Source organism: Ancylomarina salipaludis, from assembly GCF_004122035.1.
Classification (GTDB): domain Bacteria; phylum Bacteroidota; class Bacteroidia; order Bacteroidales; family Marinifilaceae; genus Ancylomarina; species Ancylomarina salipaludis.
Map to the genome: position 1 here is coordinate 208,421 of NZ_SAXA01000003.1, position 24,488 is coordinate 232,908.

The window sequence follows — 24,488 nt, forward strand, 5'->3', positions numbered from 1 at the left end:
TTGTTTAGAAATAAATATGATGTTTTATAGGCCTCAACTAGCTATACTATTTAGTATTACTAACCAAATTAATTGAAAACATGAAAAAGTTATTTTTAAGATCAACTTTATTGGTCTTTTCTGCAGCAACCCTAATTCTTTCATTCCCTTCTTGTGAAAATTCGGAAACTGATATTCAGGATGAGCTTATTCAGGAAGAAAATGTGATGATTAATTCAGGATATTTAGCTTTACCTGAGGCAGAGTACAATAAAATTCCATTGGCAGCAGCCATTAGTAAAACCAAAGCTTACCCAACTTCAGTAGCACTTAATTGCCCACCTGTTAGAAATCAGGGCGGAGAAGGTTCTTGTGTATCCTGGGGTGTAGGTTATGCTGCAAGAAGTATTTCCTGGCAAGCAGCAAATGGTGGAGCTTACAGTTTAGATTACAATATTTTTAGCCCCGAATTTATATACAATCAGATTAAAGTTGGTGATTGTGGTAGTGGCTCTTACGTGAGTGACGGTCTGAATTTAATTCAAAACGACGGTGTTTGTTTATGGGCAGATATGCCTTATACAGATGTTTCTTGCGACTTATTGCCTAATAATACGCAAGTAGCTTTAGCAGCCAATTATAAAATTGCAAATTACACCCGTTTATCTATAACATTAGATGCTTTTAAAGATCAGTTAGCTGCCGGGAAACCAATTGTAGTAGGTGGTTCGGTATATAAGTCGTTTATGTACTTAGGCTATGATGAGATTCAAACTTCAACCAAAGGTCGGGTTTTAGGCGGACATTGCTATTGTGTTGTCGGTTATGACGACTCTAAGAACGCTTTTAAAGTGATCAATTCATGGGGAACTACATGGGGTACCGATGGTTTTGGATGGGTTTCATATGATATCATGTTAAAAGTTTGGCAAGAAGCCTATGTTTTAACTGAAAAATAAAATAAAAAGTTAGTTAGTTGAGGTTAAGTTTTAAAAATCCTGTTGCGAATTCGTGACAGGATTTTTATCGTTTGAATAATTCAGATTAGATAATGAGATAGGGTGTCGTTTCTAATTTGTAAGTTTGCAACTTAATCGAAAGCAAAGTCATTCATGATATCATATTTACAAATAGAAAACCTTAGTAAAAGCTATGGTGACCAGATTTTATTTACCGACATCAGTTTTGGTGTGGGACAGGGACAAAAGATTGCTTTAATTGCAAAAAATGGAACGGGAAAAACCTCCCTTTTAAATATCATTGCAGGAAAGGATGCTCAGGATAATGGAGAGGTGACTTTCCGTAAGGATATTAAATTGGGCTATCTGGAGCAGATTCCTGAAATGGAGGAAAGCAATACGGTCATCAATGAGCTGTTTAATTCTGCTGATCCGGTTTTATCAGTTATTCGCGATTATGAGAGAATGATTGAATCGGGTGATGAGGAAGGTATGACAGAGATTCTTGAGAAGATGGATCTGTTTAAGGCCTGGGATTATGAAGTTAAGGTGAAGCAGATTCTTTCTAAGCTGAAGATTACTAATTTTGATCAGCCTATATCTCAATTATCGGGCGGACAAAAGAAACGCGTGGGAATGGCTAAAGTTTTGATTACTGATCCTGATTTCCTGATTTTAGATGAGCCCACTAACCATCTTGATTTGGAAATGATTGAGTGGTTGGAAGACTATCTGAAAAAATCGAAGTGCACCCTTTTGATGGTAACTCACGACAGGTATTTCTTAGATCGGGTTTGTAATGAGATTATCGAGATGGATGCCAACAACATTCATACCTATAAGGGAAATTATTCCTATTATCTTGAGAAAAGAGAAGAGCGAATCCTAAATCAGAATGCTGAAGCGAGTAAGGCCAAAAGCTTATTGAAAACGGAACAGGAGTGGATGCGACGCATGCCACAGGCGCGAGCAACAAAGGCAAAATCGAGAATAGATGCTTTTTATGAATTAAAAGAGAAGGCTAAAAATAGTTATCGTGAGGACAAAATGGACATCGATATCAAGTCTGCTCGTTTGGGAACCAAAATTCTTGAATTTGATCACTTGTATAAGAGCTTTGGAGATCTGAAGATTCTCGACGATTTTTCATATAAATTTCAGAGAGGTGAAAAAATTGGTATCATTGGTAAGAATGGGACCGGGAAGTCAACTTTCCTAAATATCATTACGCAGAACCTTGAAGCTGATTCGGGAAATATTGAAATTGGTGAAACGGTTGTTTATGGTTATTATAAGCAAGATGGTATTACCATTAATGAGGATCAGAAGATTATTGAAGTCATAAAAGAAATTGCCGAGAGTATCGACCTGGGGAACGGAAAGGTGATGTCAGCCTCGCAATTTTTGGAATATTTTCTGTTTCCGGTCAAAACGCAATACAATTTAGTGTCGAAATTGAGTGGAGGAGAAAAACGTCGATTGTACCTGATGACGGTGCTGATGAAAAATCCAAACTTCCTGATTCTGGATGAGCCAACCAATGATTTGGATATTATGACTCTGAATGTCTTGGAGGATTATCTGATGAATTTTAAGGGCTGTTTGATCATTGTCTCTCACGACCGTTATTTTATGGATAAGGTGGTTGAGCATTTGTTTGTATTCGAAGGGCTGGGGCAGATTCGAAATTTCCCGGGTAACTATACCATTTACAGAGAGACTCAACTCGAGGAAGAGAAAGAGCAAAAATTGGTTGAAAAACCAGTGAAAGTAAAAAAGGAAAAGCCTAAGCAGACAACTAAAACCAAATTGACCTTTAACGAAAAACGTGAATTTGAGCAGTTGGAAAAGGATATGGAAAGCCTGAATGAAGAAAAGACTGAACTTGAAACAGCGATGAGTTCAGGAACCCTATCAAACGACGATTTAATGGCAAAATCAGCTCGTATACAGGAGGTCATCGACTTGCTTGATGAAAAAGAAATGCGCTGGTTAGAGCTTAGTGAAATAGGAAATTAAGTACAAAGGATATTAAATGAAAATACCGACTTCTGATGAGGTCGGTATTTTTATTGGTATCTAAAAGAGTTCATTTTTTGAAATAAGGCCTTCTTTTAATAATTCACGTATAACAATTTCAGTCATGTCGCTTTTGAATTGGAACTCGTAGCGGATATCCATAACATAGGCTTTTATCCTCATTTTAAGATAAGAACGCCTTTCCTTGACTTCATTGAAAAATAAAACCGTAATGGGTTTGTTGAGGTAAACGAATCGGGAAACTTGTGCACTTTCAGTCGCAATTTTTCTGACTTTAAACGTGTCGATATCAATAGGCAGGTAAATTTCAGCAACCACCTGACAATTGAGTTCTCCCGAGTTTGCATTCGAAACAGAAGAATTAACCAGTTCGGCATTGGGCACAGACACAACCGAATCGTCAGCCGTAACCAGCCGTGTGGCTCTTAATCCGATTTCGATAACTTCACCGTAATATTTTCCACTGTCAATTTTATCTCCAACCTTAAAGGGTTTGTCGAGTAACAAGGCCATACCACCAAATATATTTTTAAGCAAATCCTGTGCGGCTAAACCAACAGCAATACCAACCGAAGCAGTAAAGGCAATGACAGTTTCGAAGGGTGGGTTGTAAATGCCCTTGATGATGGCAAAAATGATGATGGCCCAAAAGACGATTCTGAAAACGGGAATAATCCCTTTTATAGTGATTCGAAATCTGGCACTTCGCTCTGAAACGATATCGAGAATTTTAATGACGAGTTTAATAAAATAGTACCCAAATAATAAAAGAACAATCGTCCAGAAGATTTTTGACAAAGAAATTACTTCGAATACGTCTTTGGGTTTATTAGGCACTTTTTGTTCCAGGTTTTCGAATAGTTTTGTTGCACTAAACTGTGTCGTGTCAGCTTGAAGCGAATCGACCTGTTTGTTTATGACTTTTGTGTGATTAGTCTCTTTTATGTCAGGTGTGGACGTAGAGCTTTCTTTATTTATTGCAGGGCTGTTTGTGTTGACAAGACTGTCCTGCTTTTTATGCTCTAATCTAAAACTACCGAGCGATGAATCATTTTGATTTATTATGGTTTTGGCTTGAGTTGTATCCTGAGCCAATGATATGGAAAGAGATAGGTAGCCTGTCAGCAAATATATGAGGAGGGTAGAAAATTGTTTCATCATGATAAAATTAGTTGATAAAATTATGCGATTTTAATAAACTAACAACCTGTCTGAAAATGATAGGGTTGATGTTGTATTTTTCTTTTGGACGAATAAGGAGTCCTTTTTCCAGCATGGGAATCAATACATTTCGGCAATTATTTACGGGTAAGTTTAAGGATAGCGCATAATCCTCTACTCTCAAACCATCGTGTATCAGCAGGGTATGCATGGCAAACAAATGCTCCCTTGGCAAATCCTTAACGAATGACACATCAATCTCTCTAAGAGAAGCAATTTTGATGGTGTCGTCGCTTACTGAATGTGTTGAGCGGAGCCAATAGAGTTGGGCTAAACTAACATTGCCATTAGACATTTGATTAAGCTCGATGAAAAACTGTTTTCTTAAAAAGGCTTGTCTTTCATCTTCATTCATTTTCTGAAACGATTTGGAATGTCGATTTTCTCCTGATGGTTCAAATTTAATTTTATAGCCACTCAGATTGTTGCGTTTAAAAATAACATCATCCAGACTTTCTCCGTCAAATTTTTGCAATTCAATTTCTCGTATAAAATGTTCTGAAACGCCGACTGTTTTCTTTAGGTATTCCCAGGAGTGAATGGTATAAGAGCCAATCCAAAAAACCTTTTTTGACGTTCTTGACATGAGCTCAAACAGCATTTTCTGACATTCGAAACCATTTACTTTTTTTATGAAAAAGTGATGAAGGCTTTCCAGAATAAGAATAAGGGGCTCGGTCCGGTTATTTAGGAAATCAACTATTTCTTCGTTTGAGTCAAATTTATTCTGCTGAAGAATGTCTGCAAAAAAGGCAAAGTAAGCTTCCAGAGTATAGATTTTATTAACCGATGATTGATGAATGATAGGAATATCGGTTTCAATTTTACTCAGGAAAATTTTTAGTAGAGAGGTTGCGCCATTTCCCTTTTCTGATATAAGAGCCGTTGTAATAAAACGCTCTTTACTCCAATCCGAAAAGGCTTTATCCAGATTTTCCAATTCGCTTTGTCGATTAACAAAAAAGCGTTCTTCATCGGTTGGTGTGAGTTGATAAAGACGTTGGTAAACAAAGGGGAGTTTTTTTAATGCCAGCTCGGTTTGCCTTATAAATTCAGGCAACTCGTGAGAGATCTGAACTTTTTCGACACGAACCCCCAGTTGTTTTTTTATTTCAGCAATGTAGCCTGTGGTACCGGAAATGTGCTTTTTTATAAAATCAACGATTCTTGGAATAATATTTAGAATCCAATTCAGGATATCCTTTCGTATTTTCTTTGATCGTTCAATCGCTTTTATTTTCACAATCTGTAAATTCAACTCAAGTATGGTATCGATGTTTTTGAGTTTCTGAATTTCGGTATTGAATGTGGTAATGGTTTGGCGAAGCTGTTCCTGAGGGACTTTTTTAATTTCTGTGATGAGAAAAGTTGCTTCATCCAAATGGATTAAGGCACGATTCAGGCCTTCTTCAGCCACTTGTGCGGTTGATTTCAGTGCACTTTTTTTCTTTTGCAACATGATTTGAGCCGATTCGAGACTAAAATCGCTAACAGTACCTAAAGCAAGAAGTTTAAATCTTGCCTTTTTCATATTTTCGTCGATAAATTGTTTTATTTCCTGAATAGATGCCTCAAAATGTGGAAGGGCTTCAAAGTTTAAAAGTTCTTTGGGCGAGATCCAGTTGATTTCAGAGCTGCGAATGCCACGTTCGTAATTTTTACTTTTTATAAAGCTGCGTTTGTCTGATACTTTATTGATGAGGCCAATTGTTCGGGTATTAAATTTCTCAAGATCCTGATTGATGCTTCCGGATAATTTTTTAATTGTTTGAGCCAAAATCTTATCAATAAAATTATTGGTGATATTTGCTCTTTCTGTATTGAGTGTATCCGTTAGTGTTTTGGAAGATGTTGCATTTTCTTGGATTCGTTTGCTTGTGGATGTGATAAATTGGCGTAATTGCTCAATATTCAGGCTTAAATGTTCATCAATAAACTGATCTATTTTTGAATGCAAGCGGGTGTAATCATCCAGTACTGTAAAATACAGTTGTGCAATTTCAAGATCTAATGACCAATCATCGATTAAGGTTGTATGTGTATTGTTCCATTTCTGATTTTCCAAATCGATAGCGGTAACAATTTGGTTGTGTTCTTCTTTGATATTATTTGTCTGGAATTCTTTTCCTGGCATTTCCAGTGTATCTACACTCAGTAATGCCTGGTCAAGTTTTTCAAACTGAACCGAGTTTGCTGAAGCAATATCAACTTTTAGTTTGTTGCTTAAATCATTAAGACCTTGCTTTTGTTTTTCAATGATTTCATTTATCGATTTATTAAAAGAACTCAACTGAATTTGATCGGTCTGATTTTCTAATAACTGACTTTGAATTTCAGCTTCCAGATCCTGGTTAAATTGCCATAAGTCGAGTAAAACCGAGCTTTTAATTTGCATGGTTTCTTTAAAATTGTCTGCTATTGTTTTGGGAAGTTCAACACCAAAATAATAGTTTACCATATTTTTAAAGGGAATTTTACGAGCTTGGAATGTATCAAGACTCAAAAGATTCAGATTAAACATTCTGCGGAAGATGTTGAGAAGTTTTCTTCTTCTGACCTTAAATCTAAATTTGGTATTAATACTTAATTTTTGGAGCAATAGGGATAATTTATCCTTTTTGTTATAAGTGTAAGGGGTGAATTTTTCTCTTCGTGTTATGGTTTTGTTTAAGCTTAAAGCATCGATTTCGGATAAATAGGCTTGAGCTATTTTTCTAAAGTCTCGTTCAAGCATTTCTTCCTGACTCTTTAATAAAAGCTTAAGTATGGATTGGCTAAAATCACATAGTCTGGCAAAATCGGTTTTATTCTTTGTTTCCGATTTGTTAAGCGTGTCGAAGTAAGCTTTATAAGAATTGGAAATATTATGGAGTTCGCTTATGTGTACATTGAAACATTCATACAATTTTTCTTGAGAAATTGGACTGAAATTTTCCCATAACTGTTTTGTTTCATCATTGCTGAAATCTTTCTCAACTTTCATATTCGTAGGTTTTATGCTAAAATACATCTTTTTTATGATGAGTGAGAAATAATTTGTAATTCAGTCTTTTTTTTGGGAATAAATGTCTTTTTATTTAAATGAATGGGGTGAATGTGTGTTGCTTTTGAACTTTTAGTTAAGCTTGGGCGTTCTCCCAAAGCCAGAAAAAGTCTTAGGGAAGGCTTGGGAGTTTGTTAAAAGCTCCGGGAAACACTTGGGGAAGGGTTGGGAATTTTCCCAAAGCCTCAAAAAAGAAAAAGAAAGGCTTGGGAGTTTGTTCAAAGCCAGAAAAAAGCCTTAGGGAAGGCTTGGGAATTTTCCCAAAGCTTCAAAAAACAAAAAGAAAGGCTTGGGAGTTTAATCACGAGCCCAACTAGCTTTACTTGAAGGTTTGGAGGTTTAACCATGAGTCCAACTAGCCTTAGTTGGAGGCTTAGAGGTTTAATCATGCGTCCAACTGGCTTTAGGTCTCTTTATTATTTGAGCTATTGCTTTAAGGAATCAATAGTGGCTTGCTGTTTTTCAATCTGAGCCTTTTGATCTTCTATAATTTTGTTGTCATTATTTTTTGTTACCAAAAGCATGGCAATAAATAGGGCCAAAAGAAGATTCAGAACCAGACTAATTGTTTTTAAGCTAACAGCAGGTTTTATTTTAGGAGCTGGCTGCATATAGGTTTCCATAAAAGCCGTGTACGATCCAAATACATTAATGATATCACGCCCTTCAGGTGTTAAAACCAGAAAACCCAAACCTTGATCTACAGCCCATTCGTTCATTAAAAACTCTTCGATGATGGTTTCGTAAATAGGATCTTCATCATTGATATTAAGGTGTTCCATTCCCCAACATGCAATATCTAATGATTCATTTTCGGGTTGAGCGTAAAGCGCATCAAAAATATAATTAATGATTTCTGTTCTTTCCATAGGTTTTTATCGTATCAAAATATGATGCAAAGATAAAAGCTTTGTCTTTGAAGCATCTAAATAATATCAATTTTTAAAATTATCTGATGATTTTTTGTCTGTATGTTAATTCATCAGATAAATGAATATCTTCAGATAAATGAATATCTTCAGATGAATTGATATAAGAAAGCCACATTCCCAAAGGTTGTGGCTTTCTATCTTGAACTGGATTCGAATTCTTATTCGAACAGACTATTTAATTAGGTTGATGCTACGCTTTACAAACTTAGCCAACTCTTCACCTTTAAGCATGTTATTGGCCAGTAGAGCAAGGTCGATCAATTGTTTTACAATTTGATTATCCTTACCAAAACCTGTTAGCAGGGCTCTGCGTTCAGCATTAATCTCTGTAATTTGTTTCTGTACCTCAGCCATTTTATCTTTTTCTTCCTGAGGAACTTCATCTTCTTTTTTGTCCTTTTTAAGGGCTTCAAGAGCTTCTTTTTCAGCAATTACCGGACTCAGTTTAGCTGTGATTTCAGCAATTTTATCACTTAGTTCGGTGTCTTTGCTTTCAAGAATTTTTTCGATAAGTGCATGATCGGTATTTACAACCAGATTGTATGAATCGGGCATTTCGCCATACATAGCCATCCCAGGATTCATAGCAGCCATATCTTTCATACGACGCATAAACTCAGCCTGAGTAATCATTAAAGGCTGTGCTTCGGCACCAAGAGCTTCGAAAGTCACAATATAGTTAACCTTTTCGTTTGGCAGTTGAGCATTAAATACAGGAATCAAATCGTTTTTCTGTTCTTCAGTCAGGCTCGACGCTTTAACCTCGTCTTTTTGAATTAACTTCTCAATCACATCAGAATCAACACGCACGTATCTTGTTGTCGTTGTTTTTTGCTCAAGCGTATTAATCAAATGATTATCCAATTGGCTATCCATCAATAAGACATCGTATCCCTTAGCTTTTGCCAGGTCGATATAAGTGTATTGTTCTTCTGTATGGGTTGCATAAAGGCAAATCATATTACCGTCTTTGTCAGTCTGATTTTCCTTAACAATTGTTTCGTATTCTTCAGTTGTAAAATACTTGCCATCGGTATTCTTAAGCAACATGAACTTCTTGGCACGATCGTAGAATTTCTCTTCAGTCAACATACCATATTGAACGAAAATTCTCAAATCATCCCACTTCTTTTCGAAGTCTTCACGATCTTTCTTGAAGATATCAAACAAGCTATCAGCAACTTTTTTAGTAATGTGGTTCGAGATTTTCTTCACGTTACCATCACTCTGTAGATATGAACGCGATACGTTTAATGGAATATCCGGAGAGTCGATTACACCATGAAGAAGTGTTAGGAATTCAGGAACAATACCTTCAACTGAATCGGTTACAAATACCTGATTGCAGTACAATTGAATCTTGTTCTTTTGAATTTCAACTGAGTTTTTAATTTTTGGGAAATAAAGAATACCCGTTAAGTTGAATGGGTAATCAACATTTAAATGAATGTGAAATAAGGGCTCATCACTCATTGGGTAAAGCTGACGGTAGAAGTCATTGTAGTTTTCCTCAGTTAAATCAGCTGGTTTCTTTGTCCAGGCTGGTTTAGTATCGTTAACAACATTAGCCTCTTCTGTCTCAACTTGCTTGCCATCTTTCCACTCTTTTTTCTTACCGAAAGTGATTTCAATAGGTAAGAATTTACAGTATTTGTTTAAAAGCTCCTGGATACGACCTTCTTCTAAAAATCCTTTTTCTTCATCCGAAATGTGCATGATGATATCCGTACCACGATCAGCTTTTTCTGCAGCTTCAAGTGTATACTCCGGATTTCCTTCACAGCTCCATCTTACAGCCTGAGCACCTTCTTTGTGTGAAAGAGAAAGAATTTCAACCTTATCGGAAACCATAAATGAAGAATAAAAACCTAAACCAAAGTGTCCGATAATGGCATTGGCTTGGTCCTTATATTTATCCATGAATTCTTCAGCGCCCGAAAAGGCAATCTGGTTGATGTATTTTTCAACTTCTTCTTTTGTCAGACCAATACCTCTATCTGAAATGGTAAGGGTTTTGGCTTCTTTATCGATTTTTACATCAACGGTAAGCTCACCAAGTTCACCTTTAAATTCACCTGTTGAAGCTAAAGTTTTTAGTTTTTGAGTTGCATCAACTGCATTCGAAACGATTTCACGTAAAAAGATATCGTGATCTGAGTATAAGAACTTTTTAATGATCGGGAACAGATCCTGACTGGTAACACCAATTTTTCCTGTTGACATATGCTTAAATTTTTGATTGTTATATTAAAAATTAACGATGAGCTTTAATCAAAGCCTGTGCCATGTTGTATAGCCTGACAAAAAGACATAAATAAAGAAAAGTTTGCAGTTTCCTGATTGAGTAAAGATGACAGATTGGTTTTTTATTCTTGGATAAAGGGTTTATTCCCATTTAACATTGTCAGGATTTGAGTTTTTATTGTAGATTTAAAGCTCATTTATCAAAAAAAACAATAAGATGGAAACTAATACAGTCATATCAATAAAAAACTTACATAAAGCATACAAAAACGGGGCTTCTGTTAATCAGGTTCTAAAAGGTGTCGATCTGGAAATTCAATCGGGGCAAATTATTGGATATATCGGACCTAATGGGGCAGGGAAATCGACTACGGTGAAGATTCTTTGCGGTATACTCACCGATTTTGAAGGGGATATTAAAGTCTTGGGAATGGATTTGCGCACCCAAGATATTGAGATTAAAAAGCGTATTGGTTATATTCCTGAAAATGCAGCTCTTTATGATACCCTAACCCCAAGTGAATATTTGCAGTTTGTTGGCGAGCTTCATGGGATGGAAGAGGGTAATATTCGAACCAAAATAGCACGTCTTCTGGATTTGTTTGAAATGAAAGCCCATGCCAACGAGCGTATGAACAGTTTTTCGAAAGGGATGAAACAGAAGATTCTTATTATTTCCGGTTTGATTCATAACCCGGATATCATTTTTATGGATGAACCTCTTTCGGGATTGGATGCCAATGCTGTGATTATTGTAAAACGCGTTTTACAGCAATTGGCAAAAGAAGGAAAAACCATTTTTTACAGTTCACATATTATGGATGTGGTAGAGAAAATCTCGGACCGAATTATTCTGATTGATAATGGTGTTGTGCTGGCGGACGGGAGTTATGCCGATCTTAATTCGGAATCTGACAATGAGTCATTGGAGAATTTATTTACCAAACTGACGGGAAATTCGGGACACAGCGAAACAGCAAACGAGATTATTAACGTATTCGAAAATTAAGCTATGGTTAATTTTATTATCAGAATAATCCGTCTTTTTAAGGGCTTGTTTCGTTTGATGGGAGTCGATTACAAACAACTTGAGAGTATTCTTCGGGTAAAGCTAACAATGGGGAATCGTCGTGGATTTTCGACTTCATCCAAAAAGAAAGATTCGAGTAATCAGTTGTTATTACAGACCTTTGTTTATGCTGTATTGGGCATTTTTGTCGGGACATTAATCAATTCGGTAGGGCACACCTTTACGGCTTATGTATATATTTTCTTAGTCATTATGTCGATGATTGCTTTGATGATGATTTCTGAGTTTTCAGTTGTTTTGATTGATACCCGGGATAATGCCATTCTTCTGCCTCGCCCCATAAATAACAGGACTTTAACAGTGGCTAAAATTTTGCATATTGCCATTTATCTTTTACAGTTAAGTTTGTCTTTATCCATTGCTTCTTTTGTATTCACGATATTTAATTATGGATTTGCGGTGGCCTTGTTCTTTTTGTTCCTGATTTTTCTAGCCACCTTGTTTACGCTTTTTCTGACCTGTCTGTTTTATTTGGGATTGATGCGATTGGTGAACGGAGAAAAGCTGAAAGATATTTTGGTGTACTTTCAAATTGGAATGGCCATCATTTTTATGGGAGCCTATCAGCTTTTGCCACGCTTGATTGAGATGAATGATCTGTATAATGCCCAACTGGCTGTAGAGTGGTGGACCTATTTGATTCCTCCGGCTTGGTTTGCTGGTTCGATTGCCAGTTTAACCACATCGGTTTTTAGTACAGGCGATATTTTGTTTCTCGCTTTGGCTTTATTTGCCCCAATTTTGGGACTTTGGATCATTGTTAAATACCTGTCTCCGAAATTTAATTACCGCTTGAGTCAGATGGAAGCAATATCTTCAAAGCCTGAGAAAAAAACGATTCAAAAAGGTAAATCGGTCAAGTTTGTTGATAAACTAGGTGAATTGTTGACGCGCAATATCACAGAAAAAACGGCATTTAAGATGATTTGGAAAATGAGTGGGAGAGATCGAAAATACAAGCAAACGGTATTTCCGGCTTTTGGTTATGTTTTTGTTCTGATCGCGGTGACAGTTTTGGGTAAACATGGTGAGGCAAAATGGGAGAATTTGATCGAGTCGAAACTCTATTTGCTTTTTTTGTATTTGAATGTTATGGCTGCTTTTTCTGCCTGTTTGAATATTATTTACAGCGATGAGCCTAAATCAAGCTGGTTCTACAAAGCTTTGCCGATAGCGCGTCCGGGAGATATTATTGCGGGTTCGATTAAAGCAATACTGACCAAATATTTTGCCCCACTGCATCTGATTATTGGAGCTTTGATTGTTTATTTCTGGTCGTATACGATTTTGCCTGATATTTTTTATTCTTTGATCTCCATTACTGTTATTTCGGTATTTGTAACTGCCAGTCAGAGTAAAGCTTTGCCTTTTTCGCAGGAAAAGATGTCACAGGATTCAGGTTCAAATTTTATTAAGGGGATTCTAATTATGATTTCAGCCGGATTTTTGGGAGCAATTCATTGGGGATTGACTTTTATCGATTACGGGGTATTATTTGCCTTGCCTTTTATGTTTGGACTTCAGCATTTAAGTTTTCGATATGTCAAGAAAATACAGTGGAATCAGATTGAAGATTAATGGTTTTTGTCAGCTTTTATTACCTTTGGATCTACTAAATTTAAAATACTAACACGTATTGAATTAACAAGAATTTTAATTGTTGATTCAACTAAAAAAAATAATAATGAGCATACTAAACGGATTAGAACCTAAAGTTATTTGGGAACATTTCGAGGCCATTTGTCAGGTTCCTCGTCCATCGAAAAGAGAAGATAAAATTATTGAATTCCTTATGGACTTTGGTAAGAAACACAATCTTGAGACCAAGCGCGATGAGATTGGTAACGTGTTGATCAAAAAGCCGGCGACACCTGGTAAGGAAAATCTTAAGACTGTTGTTTTGCAGTCGCATATGGATATGGTTTGTGAGAAAAATTCTGCAACTGAGCACAATTTCGATACCGATCCTATTATTCCCTGGATCGATGGCGAGTGGGTGAAAGCTAAAGGCACAACGCTTGGTGCTGATGACGGTATTGGTATGGCTGCTGAAATGGCTTTGTTGACTTCTACGGATATCGAGCATGGTCCTATTGAATGTTTGTTTACTGTTGATGAAGAAACAGGTTTGTCAGGAGCTTTCGCTTTGCAACCCGGTTTTGTTAGTGGCGATATTCTATTGAATCTTGATTCAGAAGACGAGGGTGAGATTTTCTTAGGTTGTGCGGGTGGTATAGATACTTTGGCAACCATGTCGTATACCAAAGAGGATGTTCCTGCTGGCTATTTTGCTGTGCGTATTGATGTAAGCGGTTTGCAGGGTGGTCACTCTGGTGATGAGATCAACAAAAATCGTGGTAATTCCAATAAGATTTTGAACCGTTTCCTTTGGGAGATCAATAAGAAATACGATGTTCGTCTGGCTGATTTTGCCGGTGGAAACTTGCGTAATGCGATTCCTCGTGAAGCTTCAGCTGTGGTGGTTATTCCTTCTCAGTTTAAAGAGCAAATCCGTGTTGACTTAAATCTTTATGCAGCTGAAATGGAAAATGTTTGGTCTATTGCTGAACCCAAATTGAAAATCAATTTGGAGTCGACTGATATGCCGGCATTTGTTTGCGATAAGAAAACATCGAATAACTTGTTTGATGCGCTTTATGCTTGTCCTCATGGTGTCTTTTCAATGAGTTCTCGTATGCCGGGTATGGTTGAAACGTCTAACAACTTGGCTTCAGTTAAGTTTATCGAAGGCGATAAAATTTTCATCACTACTTCACAACGAAGCGATGTGGATAGCGAGAAGTACAATATTGCACAAAATGTGGGAGTTGCCTTTACAATGGCAGGTGCCGAAATTGAGCATACTGATGGTTACCCTGGATGGGCTCCAAATCCAAGTTCTGAGATTTTAAAAGTGGCTGTGGCTTCTTACGAGCGTTTGTTCAATGTTGAGCCTATTACCCGTTCGATTCATGCTGGTTTGGAGTGTGGTCTATTCCTTGAGAAATACCCAAATATGGATATGATTTCTTTCGGACCAACTCTACGTGATGTGCATTCACCAGACGAGAGAATCAATATTGAGACTGTAGATAAGTTTTGGAAACACTTGTTGGATATATTAGTGAATGTCCCTTCAAACTAGGCCTGACTTATAAAGATAATATGTATAGCGACTCCTTTTGGAGTCGCTATTTTTTATGCTTAAGTTTTTTTTTATGTGATTAATATGGCTCTAAATTATTAACTTGTAGAGAGTTTGGGGAATTGTCAGATTGAATGTTTGTTTGTTTGTTTGTTTGTTTGTTTGAGATTTTTTTATCGTTGAGTAAAGTTTGTTTACAACAAGAAGTAACATCATGCCTCCTACTTTGAAACTTATAAATACAGACCCTTTATTAGAGAATTATCAACTAAAAATTGAAGGAAGAAAAATTGCAGCAGAACAAAAAGAAAGAGAACTTTTGCAAGGATCGGATTCGTTAACTGATTTCGCTAATGGGTATTTATTCTTTGGATTGCATTTGACTGATTATGGTTGGATACTTCGGGAATGGGCTCCCCATGCGACTCAAATTTATTTAGTTGGAGAATTAAACAACTGGCAGGATTCTGATGAGTTTGCATTTACAAGGAAAGAGCATGGCGTGTGGGAGTTGGCTCTGGCTGCAGAAGTCCTTCATCATGGTGATTTATATCGACTTTCAGTTTATTGGGAATCGGGGCATGGGCATCGTTTGCCTGCCTATGTTACGCGTGTGGTTCAAGATCTCGAGACCTTGGTTTTTAGTGCTCAGGTCTGGCAGCCGAAAACAAATTTTATTTGGCGAAATACTGGGAGGATTTCTAAACAAAAATCGCCTTTGATTTATGAAGCTCATGTTGGTATGGCTACTGAAGAAGAAAAAGTAGGTAGTTTCAATGAGTTTAGACATAACGTATTACCCAGAATCCGTAAAGCAGGTTACAATACCATTCAATTGATGGCTGTGCAGGAACATCCTTATTATGGCTCATTTGGTTATCATGTATCCAATTATTTTGCGGTTTCATCTCGGTTTGGCACGCCGACAGATTTGAAAGCTTTGATTGATGAGGCGCATGGTATGGGCATGCGAGTAATTATCGATTTGGTGCATTCACATTCTGTGAAAAATGAGAACGAAGGTTTGGGCAATTTCGATGGGAGTGGTCACCAATATTTTCATGAGGGAGCGAGACGAAACCATCAGGCTTGGGATTCTTTATGTTTCGATTATGGTAAAAATGAGGTCTTACATTTTCTCTTATCCAATATCAAGTATTGGATGAGCGAATTTCATTGTGATGGATTCCGTTTCGACGGGGTGACGTCCATGCTTTATCTCAATCATGGCTTGAATTGTGATTTTATCTCCTACGATATGTATTTCGACGGCAAACAGGATGAGGATGCGATTGTGTATCTGGCATTGGCAAATAAGTTAATGAAACAGATCAATCCGAATTCGATTTCTATTGCAGAAGAAATGAGTGGTTACCCGGGACTTGCTGCACCTATTCCGGATGGTGGCTTAGGTTTCGATTATCGGCTGGCTATGGGGATTCCTGATTATTGGATCAAGCTGATAAAAGACGTTAAAGAAGAGGATTGGCGTGTTGGAGACATCTTTTTTGCCTTATCGAATAAGCGAGTGGAAGAAAAAACAATAAGCTATGCCGAATCTCACGATCAGGCTTTGGTGGGGGATAAAACCATTATTTTCCGACTGATTGATAAAGCTATTTATTGGAATATGCATAAGGGGAGCCAGTGTATTGAAGTGGAAAGGGGAATAGCTCTTTACAAGATGATTCGTTTAATCACAATTGCCAGTTCTGGGGGAGCTTATCTTAATTTTATGGGAAATGAATTCGGACACCCGGAGTGGATCGATTTTCCTCGACAGGGCAACAATTGGTCATATAAATATGCCCGAAGACAATGGAGTTTGGCTGATAATAAGGAATTGCGATTTGAGAGCTTAAATAATTTTGATCAGGCTATGATTCAGTTAATCGATAATAAAATAGAACTTAATAAGAGCCTTCCCGAGTCGATTCTACAGGATGAAACCCATAAGGTTTTGGCTTTTTACCGGGATAATCTACTCTTCGTGTTTAATTTTAATCCTACAGTATCATGTTTTGACTATGAAATTCCTGTGCGTCCGGGAAAATATAAATTGATATTGAGCTCCGATGCTGAAGTATTTGGAGGCTTTGGTCGTGTTGATGCATCTCAATTGTATTATTCTAAAACATCGTTTCCTATGGCAAAGATTCAGATGCTTAGTTTGTATGTGCCGTCGCGTTGCGCTTTGGTTTTTGAGTCCATTCCTTCTAAGAGAGTTATTTAATTTGATCATGTATTCAGTTGTCGGTCAGATATATTTTTTTGTTCTATTCAGTGAGTATTAAGAATGGTGTCATATTATTTAAATTAAGTTAGATCATAAAAAATAATTAACCGTGATAGTAAGAATGAAACCAGTTATATACCAAATATTTACCCGCTTGTTTGGCAATACCAATAAGGATTGCATATGGAATGGAAGCCGAGACAGGAATGGGGTAGGGAAGATGAATGACATCACTGAAAAGGCATTATCTGAAATTCATCAACTAGGAATCACTCATATATGGTATACCGGTATTATCGAACATGCTCTTGTTGAGGGGTATCCCGAATACGATATTCCTAATGGCAATCCATTGCTTGTAAAAGGGAAAGCGGGTTCGCCTTATGCTATCAAAGATTATTATGACGTAGATCCGGATTTGGCTGTTGATGTGGGCAGACGAATTGAAGAGTTTAAGGACTTGATAGAGCGAACGCATCAATCGGATATGAAAGTAATAATCGATTTTGTACCGAATCATCTTGCCAGAGAGTATTACTCGGATGAAAAACCTGATGGTGTTAATGATTTTGGTGAGGATGATGATGTTTCTAAAGCTTTTGATCAAAATAATAATTTTTATTATTTGCCTGATGAATATTTGGTCTTGCCAGATGAGCTGTTGCAAGAACAGCCTCATGTTAATTATTATGAATATCCTGCTAAAGCTACTGGGAATGATATCTTCTCGCCCTATCTGAGCAAAAATGATTGGTACGAAACCGTAAAATTAAATTATGGTGTTGATTATCTGAATGAAAGAAGCACGCATTTTGATCCTATTCCTGATACCTGGATTAAAATGGAGCAGGTGATTTCTTATTGGGCCGCAATGGGGGTAGATGCTTTTCGTTGTGATATGGCTGAAATGGTGCCGGTTGAGTTTTGGAATTGGTTGATTCCTCTGGCGAAATCGAAATATCCTGAGTTAATTTTTATTGCTGAGGTTTATGATCCGGACCAATACGATAACTATATCGATAAAGGGAAATTTGACTATTTGTATGATAAAGTTGGTCTGTATGATATATTAAAAAATGTGATTCAAGGGCATTCTTGGGCATCAGCGATTAGTCAGTCGTGGCAGGGGCTTAATGGTAAGGATGCTTATATGTTACGATTCCTTGAAAATCATGATGAACAGCGTATTGTGTCACCTTATTTTGCGGGTGACCCCTGGAAAGCAATTTCGGCAATGATTGTGACTGCGACTTTAAATAAAGGGCCATTGATGCTTTATTTTGGACAGGAACTTGGAGAGGCAGCTGAAGGGACTTCAGGTTTTAGCGGGGATGATGGCCGAACGACTATTTTTGATTATTGGTGTGTGATTCAGCATCAAAAATGGATGAATTACGGCAAGTTTGACGGTAGACAGTTGCAGGCGTCAGAGAAAGAGTTGAGAAATTGTTATCGGGAAATCATTGCTGTCTCGCAAAATGATGCAGTTGTCAATGGCGAATTTTATGATTTGATGTGGTTTAATCCGCACTCAGAGGAGTTTGATCACTCGAAAATTTATGCCTATCTGCGTTACTCTAAGAAGCAAAACTTATTGATTCTTACAAATTTTGATGATAGAGCCAGGGAACTCAGATTGAGGATTCCTGAGCATGCTTTTGAATTAATAGGGATAGACAAAAATGAAAGTTTAAGCCTAAAAGTTGATAGAGCAAAGTCAGAAGTTATTTCTTGTGAGGAGTTTATCAATAGTGGGAATGTGTTTAAACTTTCGAAATGGGGCTTTTTGATTTGCGAAATGTCTGTAATTTAAAAACGATGTTTGTTTGTAAGGTTAAGTGTTTGGTTATTAATAAAATACAAAAAGGACTGAAAGTCATTTCAGCCCTTAATACAATTCTTATTTGTTCATAATAGTTTCACAAGAAAAGAGAATAAATTTTAATTTGCTTGTATCCCTACAGCCATCTTACATAACTGAAATCCTGTCGGTGAGGCAAATTTGTATTTTTTGCATACATTCTAAGTCCAAAATTAAAAACCCCGGCATCTTCAAGTGGTAGAGCAAGTTTATAGAAAGCCAAATTGTTAATTTTTTTCTCAAGTACAAGTTCTCGTTTCTGTATTTCTCCCAGATTTTCATGATCCATAGCTGACTGGAATACCAGTTCAATACCGATGGAATCGTTTATGAGTTCTTTTAAATCCAACACAACTTCAATGTTGTAGTTTTCGCCAGCGAGATATTGTTTTTTTCGTGTATTAGGTGCATCTACCGAAATGACCTCTATTTTGTTCCAATGTTTTAGAATGTGCAGTTTCCATTTAACGATATCTTTAGCTCTCTGGAAGTTGTTTTCTTGCAGGATCTTAACATTCTTGAACATTTCAGAGTAGAATTTTTGGATATAGTCATCAATCATTCGTTTAGTTGTATAATGAGGTGCAATTTCGGCGATACATTTTTTGATGTATTGGATCCATTTTACGGGTAAATTTCCATTTTCACGATCGAAGAATAAAGGAATGATGTCATTCTCAAATATACTGTAAATGGTTTGAGCATCTAACTGATCCTGAAATTCCTGATTTTCATAAGTTTTTTTCTCGGTAATTGCCCAGCCAGCCCCTTCTTTGTAGCCTTCGAGCCACCAGCCATCGAGAACACTGAAATTAAGCACGCCATTCATGACAGCTTTCTCCCCTGAGGTGCCAGATGCTTCAAGGGGGCGGGTAGGGGTATTCATCCAGATGTCTACTCCTTTTACAAGGCGTTTCCCGAGAACAATATCATAGTTTTCGAGAAATAGAATTTTGCCTGCAAACTCAGGGCGATGAGAGATCTGTACGATATTTTGAATTAAATCCTGACCTGCTTTATCAGCAGGATGAGCTTTACCAGCAAATATGAATTGAACAGGATACTCTGGATTATTTAAAAGTTTAGACAAGCGGTCCAGATCGCTAAATAAGAGATGTGCCCGTTTGTAGGTTGCAAATCGTCGGGCAAAACCAATGGTTAACGCATTTTCATTAATAGACTCAATAATGTTCAGCATTCTGCGTGGATCTTCGTAGCGACGAATCCAACTTTTTTGGAATCTGATTTTGATATAATTGATAAGTTTTTTCCGAAGTTTTGTGCGAATTTCCCAAATTCTCTCATCACTGACCTCGTATATCTTTTTCCAATGTTCAGGATTCGATTGATCCTTAATGAAATTCTCTGAGAATTCTAATTCGTAAAGCGAACGCCACTCTTTTGCAGTCCAGGAAGGATAGTGTACGCCATTGGTTACGTAGCCTATATGCGACTCCTCGGGAAAATATCCTCCGTATAGATTATTGAACATTTGTCGCGATACCTTTCCATGTAGCCAGCTCACCCCATTTATTTGATGAGATGTATTGGCGGCTAAATTACTCATAGAGAATTTTTCGTTGTGATTCTTAGGGTTTACTCTTCCTAAAGCAAGAAATTGCTCACAATTAATTCCCAGTTGTGAAGGAACATGAGGAAGGTAATAGCGAATCATACCTTCGTCAAACATATCGTGGCCAGCTGGAACGGGGGTATGTGTTGTAAATAAGGACGAGGTTCGCACAATTTCCAGAGCTTCGGCATAGGTATGCGATTGGGTTGTTAGTTGAATCAGTCGTTCAACATTGATTAGTGCTGCATGCCCCTCGTTGCAATGATATAAATCAGGATAAATACCAAGAGCTTTAAGCGTTCTTATACCACCTATCCCCAACATTATTTCCTGTTTGATTCGATTGTCCCAGTCACCGCCGTATAGTTGATGAGTAATACCTTTGTCTTCATCTGCATTGGCTTCGGTATCGGTATCCAGCAAATAGAGGGAAACACGCCCTACATCAACACGAAATATCTTAGCAAGTACCCTGTGATTTGCAAGTTCAACACCAATTGTTAAGGGGAGTCCTGATAAATCTCTCATCAGGGTCATTGGTAAGTGTGTAAATTTTTGCTCTTCCAGAGTCACCTGCTGCTCTCCATTTATGGATAGAGTTTGAGTAAAATACCCCAATCGATACATTAAACCGATTCCAATCATATTGATATTTGAATCGCTGGCCTCTTTCAGATAATCACCAGCCAATATACCAAGCCCTCCTGAATATATTTTAAGATTTTCGTTCAGGCCATATTCCATACTGAAGTAGGCAATTTTGGCCTGATTTTCATCGGGTTTTATGGACATGTAATCGTTAAAATCCTGATAAACGCTTTTGTAGTTAGTTATAAAATTATCATTATTTACCAACTCCTGAAGGCGTTTACTCGATAGCTGTTTTAAAAGAAGGATGGGATTCATATTACATTTCAACCAGAGTTCTGGATTGATGGTTTTAAATAATTGTCGGGCATTTTGATTCCATGACCACCATAAATTCATCGAAAGTTCTTCAAGTCCTTTGATAGATTCAGGCAGGTTTGATCCAATAAATAATTTTCTCCAGTTGAGCTGATTGGTTTTTGGTATTTCCAGTTGTTGGTTTAACTCGTTAAAGTTAATATCGCGACCAGCTATGCTATGATATACATTGTTTTGTATGGCTATTTTGTAGGCCTGATAATAATAGTTAATAAAATTTCCCCATAGAGCTTTTTTTGAAAAATTCTGAGCTTCATTTCTAATTTGTTGTAAATCGGTAGTGTAATTTTTTGATAAATAAAGTATTGACAGGCTGAGGTTGTCGATGAGTTCCGGAGTATTCGTGTCGGTTCGTTCCAAAACCTCAATCCCGCTGTTATTAAAATGAAAATTATCTGTTTCGTTTACCCATTTTCCAAAGCCTGCCAAAGTTGTGGTGATAGTGGGCACTTTAAATGCGATACTTTCAAGAGGTGTATAACCCCAAGGTTCATAATACGATGGAAAAACAGTTAAGTCCAGGCCGACAAGCAGGTTGTAATATGACAAATTGAAAATGCCATCATCCCCATTTAAATAGGTTGGACAAAGTATCACTTTAACTTTATCGTTTATTGAATTATTTAAACCCAATTGTTGTATTTCATTGAGAATAAAATCGTGATTTGGGTGGTTTAATTCATGAGTGATAAAGGGTGACGAGAGGCTATGATTATTAGTTGAATTTGCGATGTTTTTGATTAAATCTTGTCGGGGACCTTTCTGGTCTCCCGGAATTAATAGGTAGGCTACGATTTCCCGATTAAGACTTCTGTTCTGATTGAGTTTGGCTAAAGATTTTAAAAAAATATCAATGCCTTTATTTTTGTACTCGTAACGGCCACTGGTTCCGACAAATAGGGTGTCTACAGAGAGTTGATGTCCAATTAAAGCTTCGGTAACCTGTTTGAATTTTTTTCGTGCCAGGCTTCTTTTTTCCTCAAGTTCACTATCTGTAGGTACAAAATCGTCTTCGAAACCATTAGGGGTGATGATATTAACCGGACGATTATAAAATTGTTGGCATTCACGAGCCGTAATCCGGCTTACTGTAGTCAGGCAATCAGCGGTATTGGCGGCTGCATTTTCCAAAGAACATTTTGATTCAACATGGTATTGTTTTGCTTTTAATTTTGTATCGAAAAGAGACAAGTTATCGTACAAATTTTCGTTATTACTTGCTAATACCCGCCCCATCATAGTCGCATGTGTGGTAAACATCGTGGTGATTTTCGGAGATTTCATCTCAATATAAAGGCATCCTGCACCTGACATCCATTCATGGAAATGAGCTAGTGGGATATCAGAATCGGATAAATGAGCGTTGATGAAATTTTCGATCACCATCCCACTGGCATAACCAAATAAAGCTGCCTCAACATATTCCCATTCAGCATTCAGAGATTCCAATTTATACACTTCCCATAGGCGTGTGAATATCTCATTTTGGCGGGGGATTAAACTCTTAAAATCGATAAGAATGGCAATTGGATTTCCGGGGATTAACCAACGACCAATTTTTAGATTTAATCCAGAATCAGCCATTTGAACTCTCCATTCCTTGAATAGAGTTAAATCTTCTTCGAATTCCTGACATGGGTTGTTTTCATTCCAAAAATCAGGGCCGATGTAGATGATGTTGTCACCAAAAGTTTTTTTTAGGGATAAAGCTTTTGTTGAAATAACGGTATGTATACCTCCAACTTTATTACAAATTTCCCAACTAACTTCAAAAATATGACTTGGTTTTGCATTTATCTCCTTCATAATTTATCTCCTCAAAAATTATCAATAAAAAAAATATTTGTCATAATTAGATTGTTGTCAAGCTATTAAAAGGTTTTGTTTTGATTTTTTAACGAACCTGCATGTGCTGTATTTTGTAAAATGCATCCTTGTTATTGAAACTTCCGATGGTCGTTATATAAGCTTCATTTAAGATTCTGATGTTGATGTTATTTTTGGTATATCCTTTTCTTTCAGGCAGATTTTGAAATCGCTTAAAATATTCATATAGTTAATAAATGCTTCATAGGGTGAACTGAATGGGTTGTTATGAATATTGTTATTTGTGAAAGGCTTTGTACACATAAAATAGAAGTGGTCTGATGCTTGCAGAAAGCGCCAATCTTTGTTTAAGCGGGCGTCGTTTATTTTTACGATGCTAGCGTTTAACTCATACAATTTATTCAAAGCTTCGTTTTGAATATGATTCCCCAGTAAAGGGGATAGGTCTTGTTCTTTATCGACACAAGCAATAGGGACTGGAATCTGTATTTTGGAAACAGCTTGGTAATTTGAGACAATCTCGGATACTTTGGCAAATTTGAATTCTGAGTCTCGTATAACAGTTTCAGGTAAGTATCTTAAGAAATCAAATATTCCTGTTTCTTTGGATTGATATCCTCCGATGGTTTCATAATTTAAAAAAATATTGACGATTTGTTCTTTTTCATCAAGTTGATTAAGATTTGCAACAAATCTCTCAGTTGTTAAGCCACCATCAAAATTGAATCCCCAAGCAATATCGTTACTAAATTTACAATTTCTCATTAAGACTTTAAGTTTAGGGGATATTGAATTGCAATAGAGGTAGTTTGGGCTTTTCCATTTTAAAATATGTTGAGCTCCTTCAGCTAAAATGCCATGGAAGCCAAGTTCAGCTATTGTTTCGCCTATACTATCGGAATAAATGAGTTCTGTATTTTTGAAAACCTGAGGTTTTTGCCCAAAAAGGTCTTCTATACGCTGAGAGTGTGTCTCTATTTGTTTGATGAATTCAGCCTTATTTTTGAGTGAAACTAAAGAATGTGAATCTGTTTCTGATAAAAATTCAACATAACCTGTTGTTGCCAGCTTTTGAAAGCTTTCAATGACTTCTGGAGCATAAAGTTCAAATTGATCAAGAGCTAAGCCCGAAATTGAAAAGGATATTTTAAATTTTCCTTTTAGTGCTATAAGTAAGTCTAACAGAACTGCATTGGCTGGTAAATAGCAGGTGTCTGCAAGTTTTCTTATAATGTTTTCGTTGGTGTAATCATCGTAATAATAGTGCTCGTTACCAATATCAAAAAAACGATATTGCCTCAGTCTTAGTGCTTGGTGTACCTGGAAACAGAAACAGAGAGCTTTCATATTTTTTAGTGTTTATTTGTTTATA

The 24,488-nt window shown here is 36.9% G+C and carries 13 protein-coding genes; 7 read left to right on the plus strand and 6 right to left on the minus strand.

The annotated features are described in order from the left end of the window. Positions 1 to 80 precede the first annotated feature (80 nt). Both EO244_RS05060 and EO244_RS05065 read left to right on the plus strand, forming a co-directional pair. Positions 81 to 938, plus strand: a complete 858-nt coding sequence (locus EO244_RS05060; protein ID WP_129253568.1) for a C1 family peptidase — start codon at positions 81 to 83, stop codon at positions 936 to 938. A gap of 153 nt (positions 939 to 1,091) precedes the next feature. Further along, on the plus strand, positions 1,092 to 2,957 hold the full coding sequence (locus EO244_RS05065; RefSeq protein WP_129253569.1) for an ABC-F family ATP-binding cassette domain-containing protein: 1,866 nt from the start codon (positions 1,092 to 1,094) through the stop codon (positions 2,955 to 2,957). Between the two features lie 60 nt (positions 2,958 to 3,017). Here the strand turns inward: EO244_RS05065 and EO244_RS05070 are convergent, their stop codons facing one another. The 4 genes from EO244_RS05070 to htpG form a co-directional block, all read right to left on the minus strand. Continuing rightward, complete coding sequence (locus EO244_RS05070; protein ID WP_206734487.1) at positions 3,018 to 4,139, minus strand: mechanosensitive ion channel family protein; 1,122 nt, start codon at positions 4,137 to 4,139, stop codon at positions 3,018 to 3,020. Positions 4,140 to 4,146: 7 nt separating this feature from the next. Next, complete coding sequence (locus EO244_RS16885) at positions 4,147 to 7,182, minus strand: hypothetical protein (RefSeq protein WP_164977408.1); 3,036 nt, start codon at positions 7,180 to 7,182, stop codon at positions 4,147 to 4,149. A gap of 485 nt (positions 7,183 to 7,667) precedes the next feature. After that, positions 7,668 to 8,111, minus strand: a complete 444-nt coding sequence (locus tag EO244_RS05080) for a hypothetical protein (RefSeq protein WP_129253571.1) — start codon at positions 8,109 to 8,111, stop codon at positions 7,668 to 7,670. A gap of 234 nt (positions 8,112 to 8,345) precedes the next feature. Continuing rightward, entirely contained in the window at positions 8,346 to 10,397 is a 2,052-nt protein-coding gene (htpG, locus tag EO244_RS05085; RefSeq protein ID WP_129253572.1) for a molecular chaperone HtpG, read from the minus strand. 238 nt (positions 10,398 to 10,635) lie between these two features. Between htpG and EO244_RS05090 the strand changes: the two genes are divergently transcribed. The 5 genes from EO244_RS05090 (at position 10,636) to EO244_RS05110 (ending at position 18,702) form a co-directional block, all read left to right on the plus strand. Further along, positions 10,636 to 11,427 carry an ABC transporter ATP-binding protein gene (locus EO244_RS05090; RefSeq protein WP_129253573.1) on the plus strand — a complete coding sequence of 264 codons (792 nt, stop codon included), beginning with the start codon at positions 10,636 to 10,638 and terminating at the stop codon, positions 11,425 to 11,427. Between the two features lie 3 nt (positions 11,428 to 11,430). Next, positions 11,431 to 13,086, plus strand: a complete 1,656-nt coding sequence (locus tag EO244_RS05095) for a hypothetical protein (protein ID WP_129253574.1) — start codon at positions 11,431 to 11,433, stop codon at positions 13,084 to 13,086. Between the two features lie 106 nt (positions 13,087 to 13,192). Next, positions 13,193 to 14,653 (plus strand): aminoacyl-histidine dipeptidase, encoded by a 1,461-nt coding sequence (locus EO244_RS05100; protein ID WP_129253575.1) that lies wholly within the window; start codon positions 13,193 to 13,195, stop codon positions 14,651 to 14,653. Positions 14,654 to 14,867: 214 nt separating this feature from the next. Further along, on the plus strand, positions 14,868 to 16,886 hold the full coding sequence (locus tag EO244_RS05105) for an alpha amylase C-terminal domain-containing protein (RefSeq protein WP_129253576.1): 2,019 nt from the start codon (positions 14,868 to 14,870) through the stop codon (positions 16,884 to 16,886). Positions 16,887 to 17,010: 124 nt separating this feature from the next. After that, on the plus strand, positions 17,011 to 18,702 hold the full coding sequence (locus EO244_RS05110) for an alpha-amylase family glycosyl hydrolase (RefSeq protein ID WP_129253577.1): 1,692 nt from the start codon (positions 17,011 to 17,013) through the stop codon (positions 18,700 to 18,702). A 145-nt stretch (positions 18,703 to 18,847) separates the two neighbouring features. On the opposite strand, the gene glgP is transcribed toward EO244_RS05110, so the two are convergent. Both glgP and EO244_RS05120 read right to left on the minus strand, forming a co-directional pair. Next, the gene (gene glgP / locus EO244_RS05115; protein WP_129253578.1) at positions 18,848 to 23,095 is read right to left on the minus strand and encodes an alpha-glucan family phosphorylase; all 4,248 of its coding nucleotides are present in this window, start codon (positions 23,093 to 23,095) and stop codon (positions 18,848 to 18,850) included. 168 nt (positions 23,096 to 23,263) lie between these two features. Then, positions 23,264 to 24,463, minus strand: a complete 1,200-nt coding sequence (locus EO244_RS05120) for a glycoside hydrolase family 57 protein (RefSeq protein ID WP_129253579.1) — start codon at positions 24,461 to 24,463, stop codon at positions 23,264 to 23,266. Between the last annotated feature and the right edge of the window lie 25 nt (positions 24,464 to 24,488).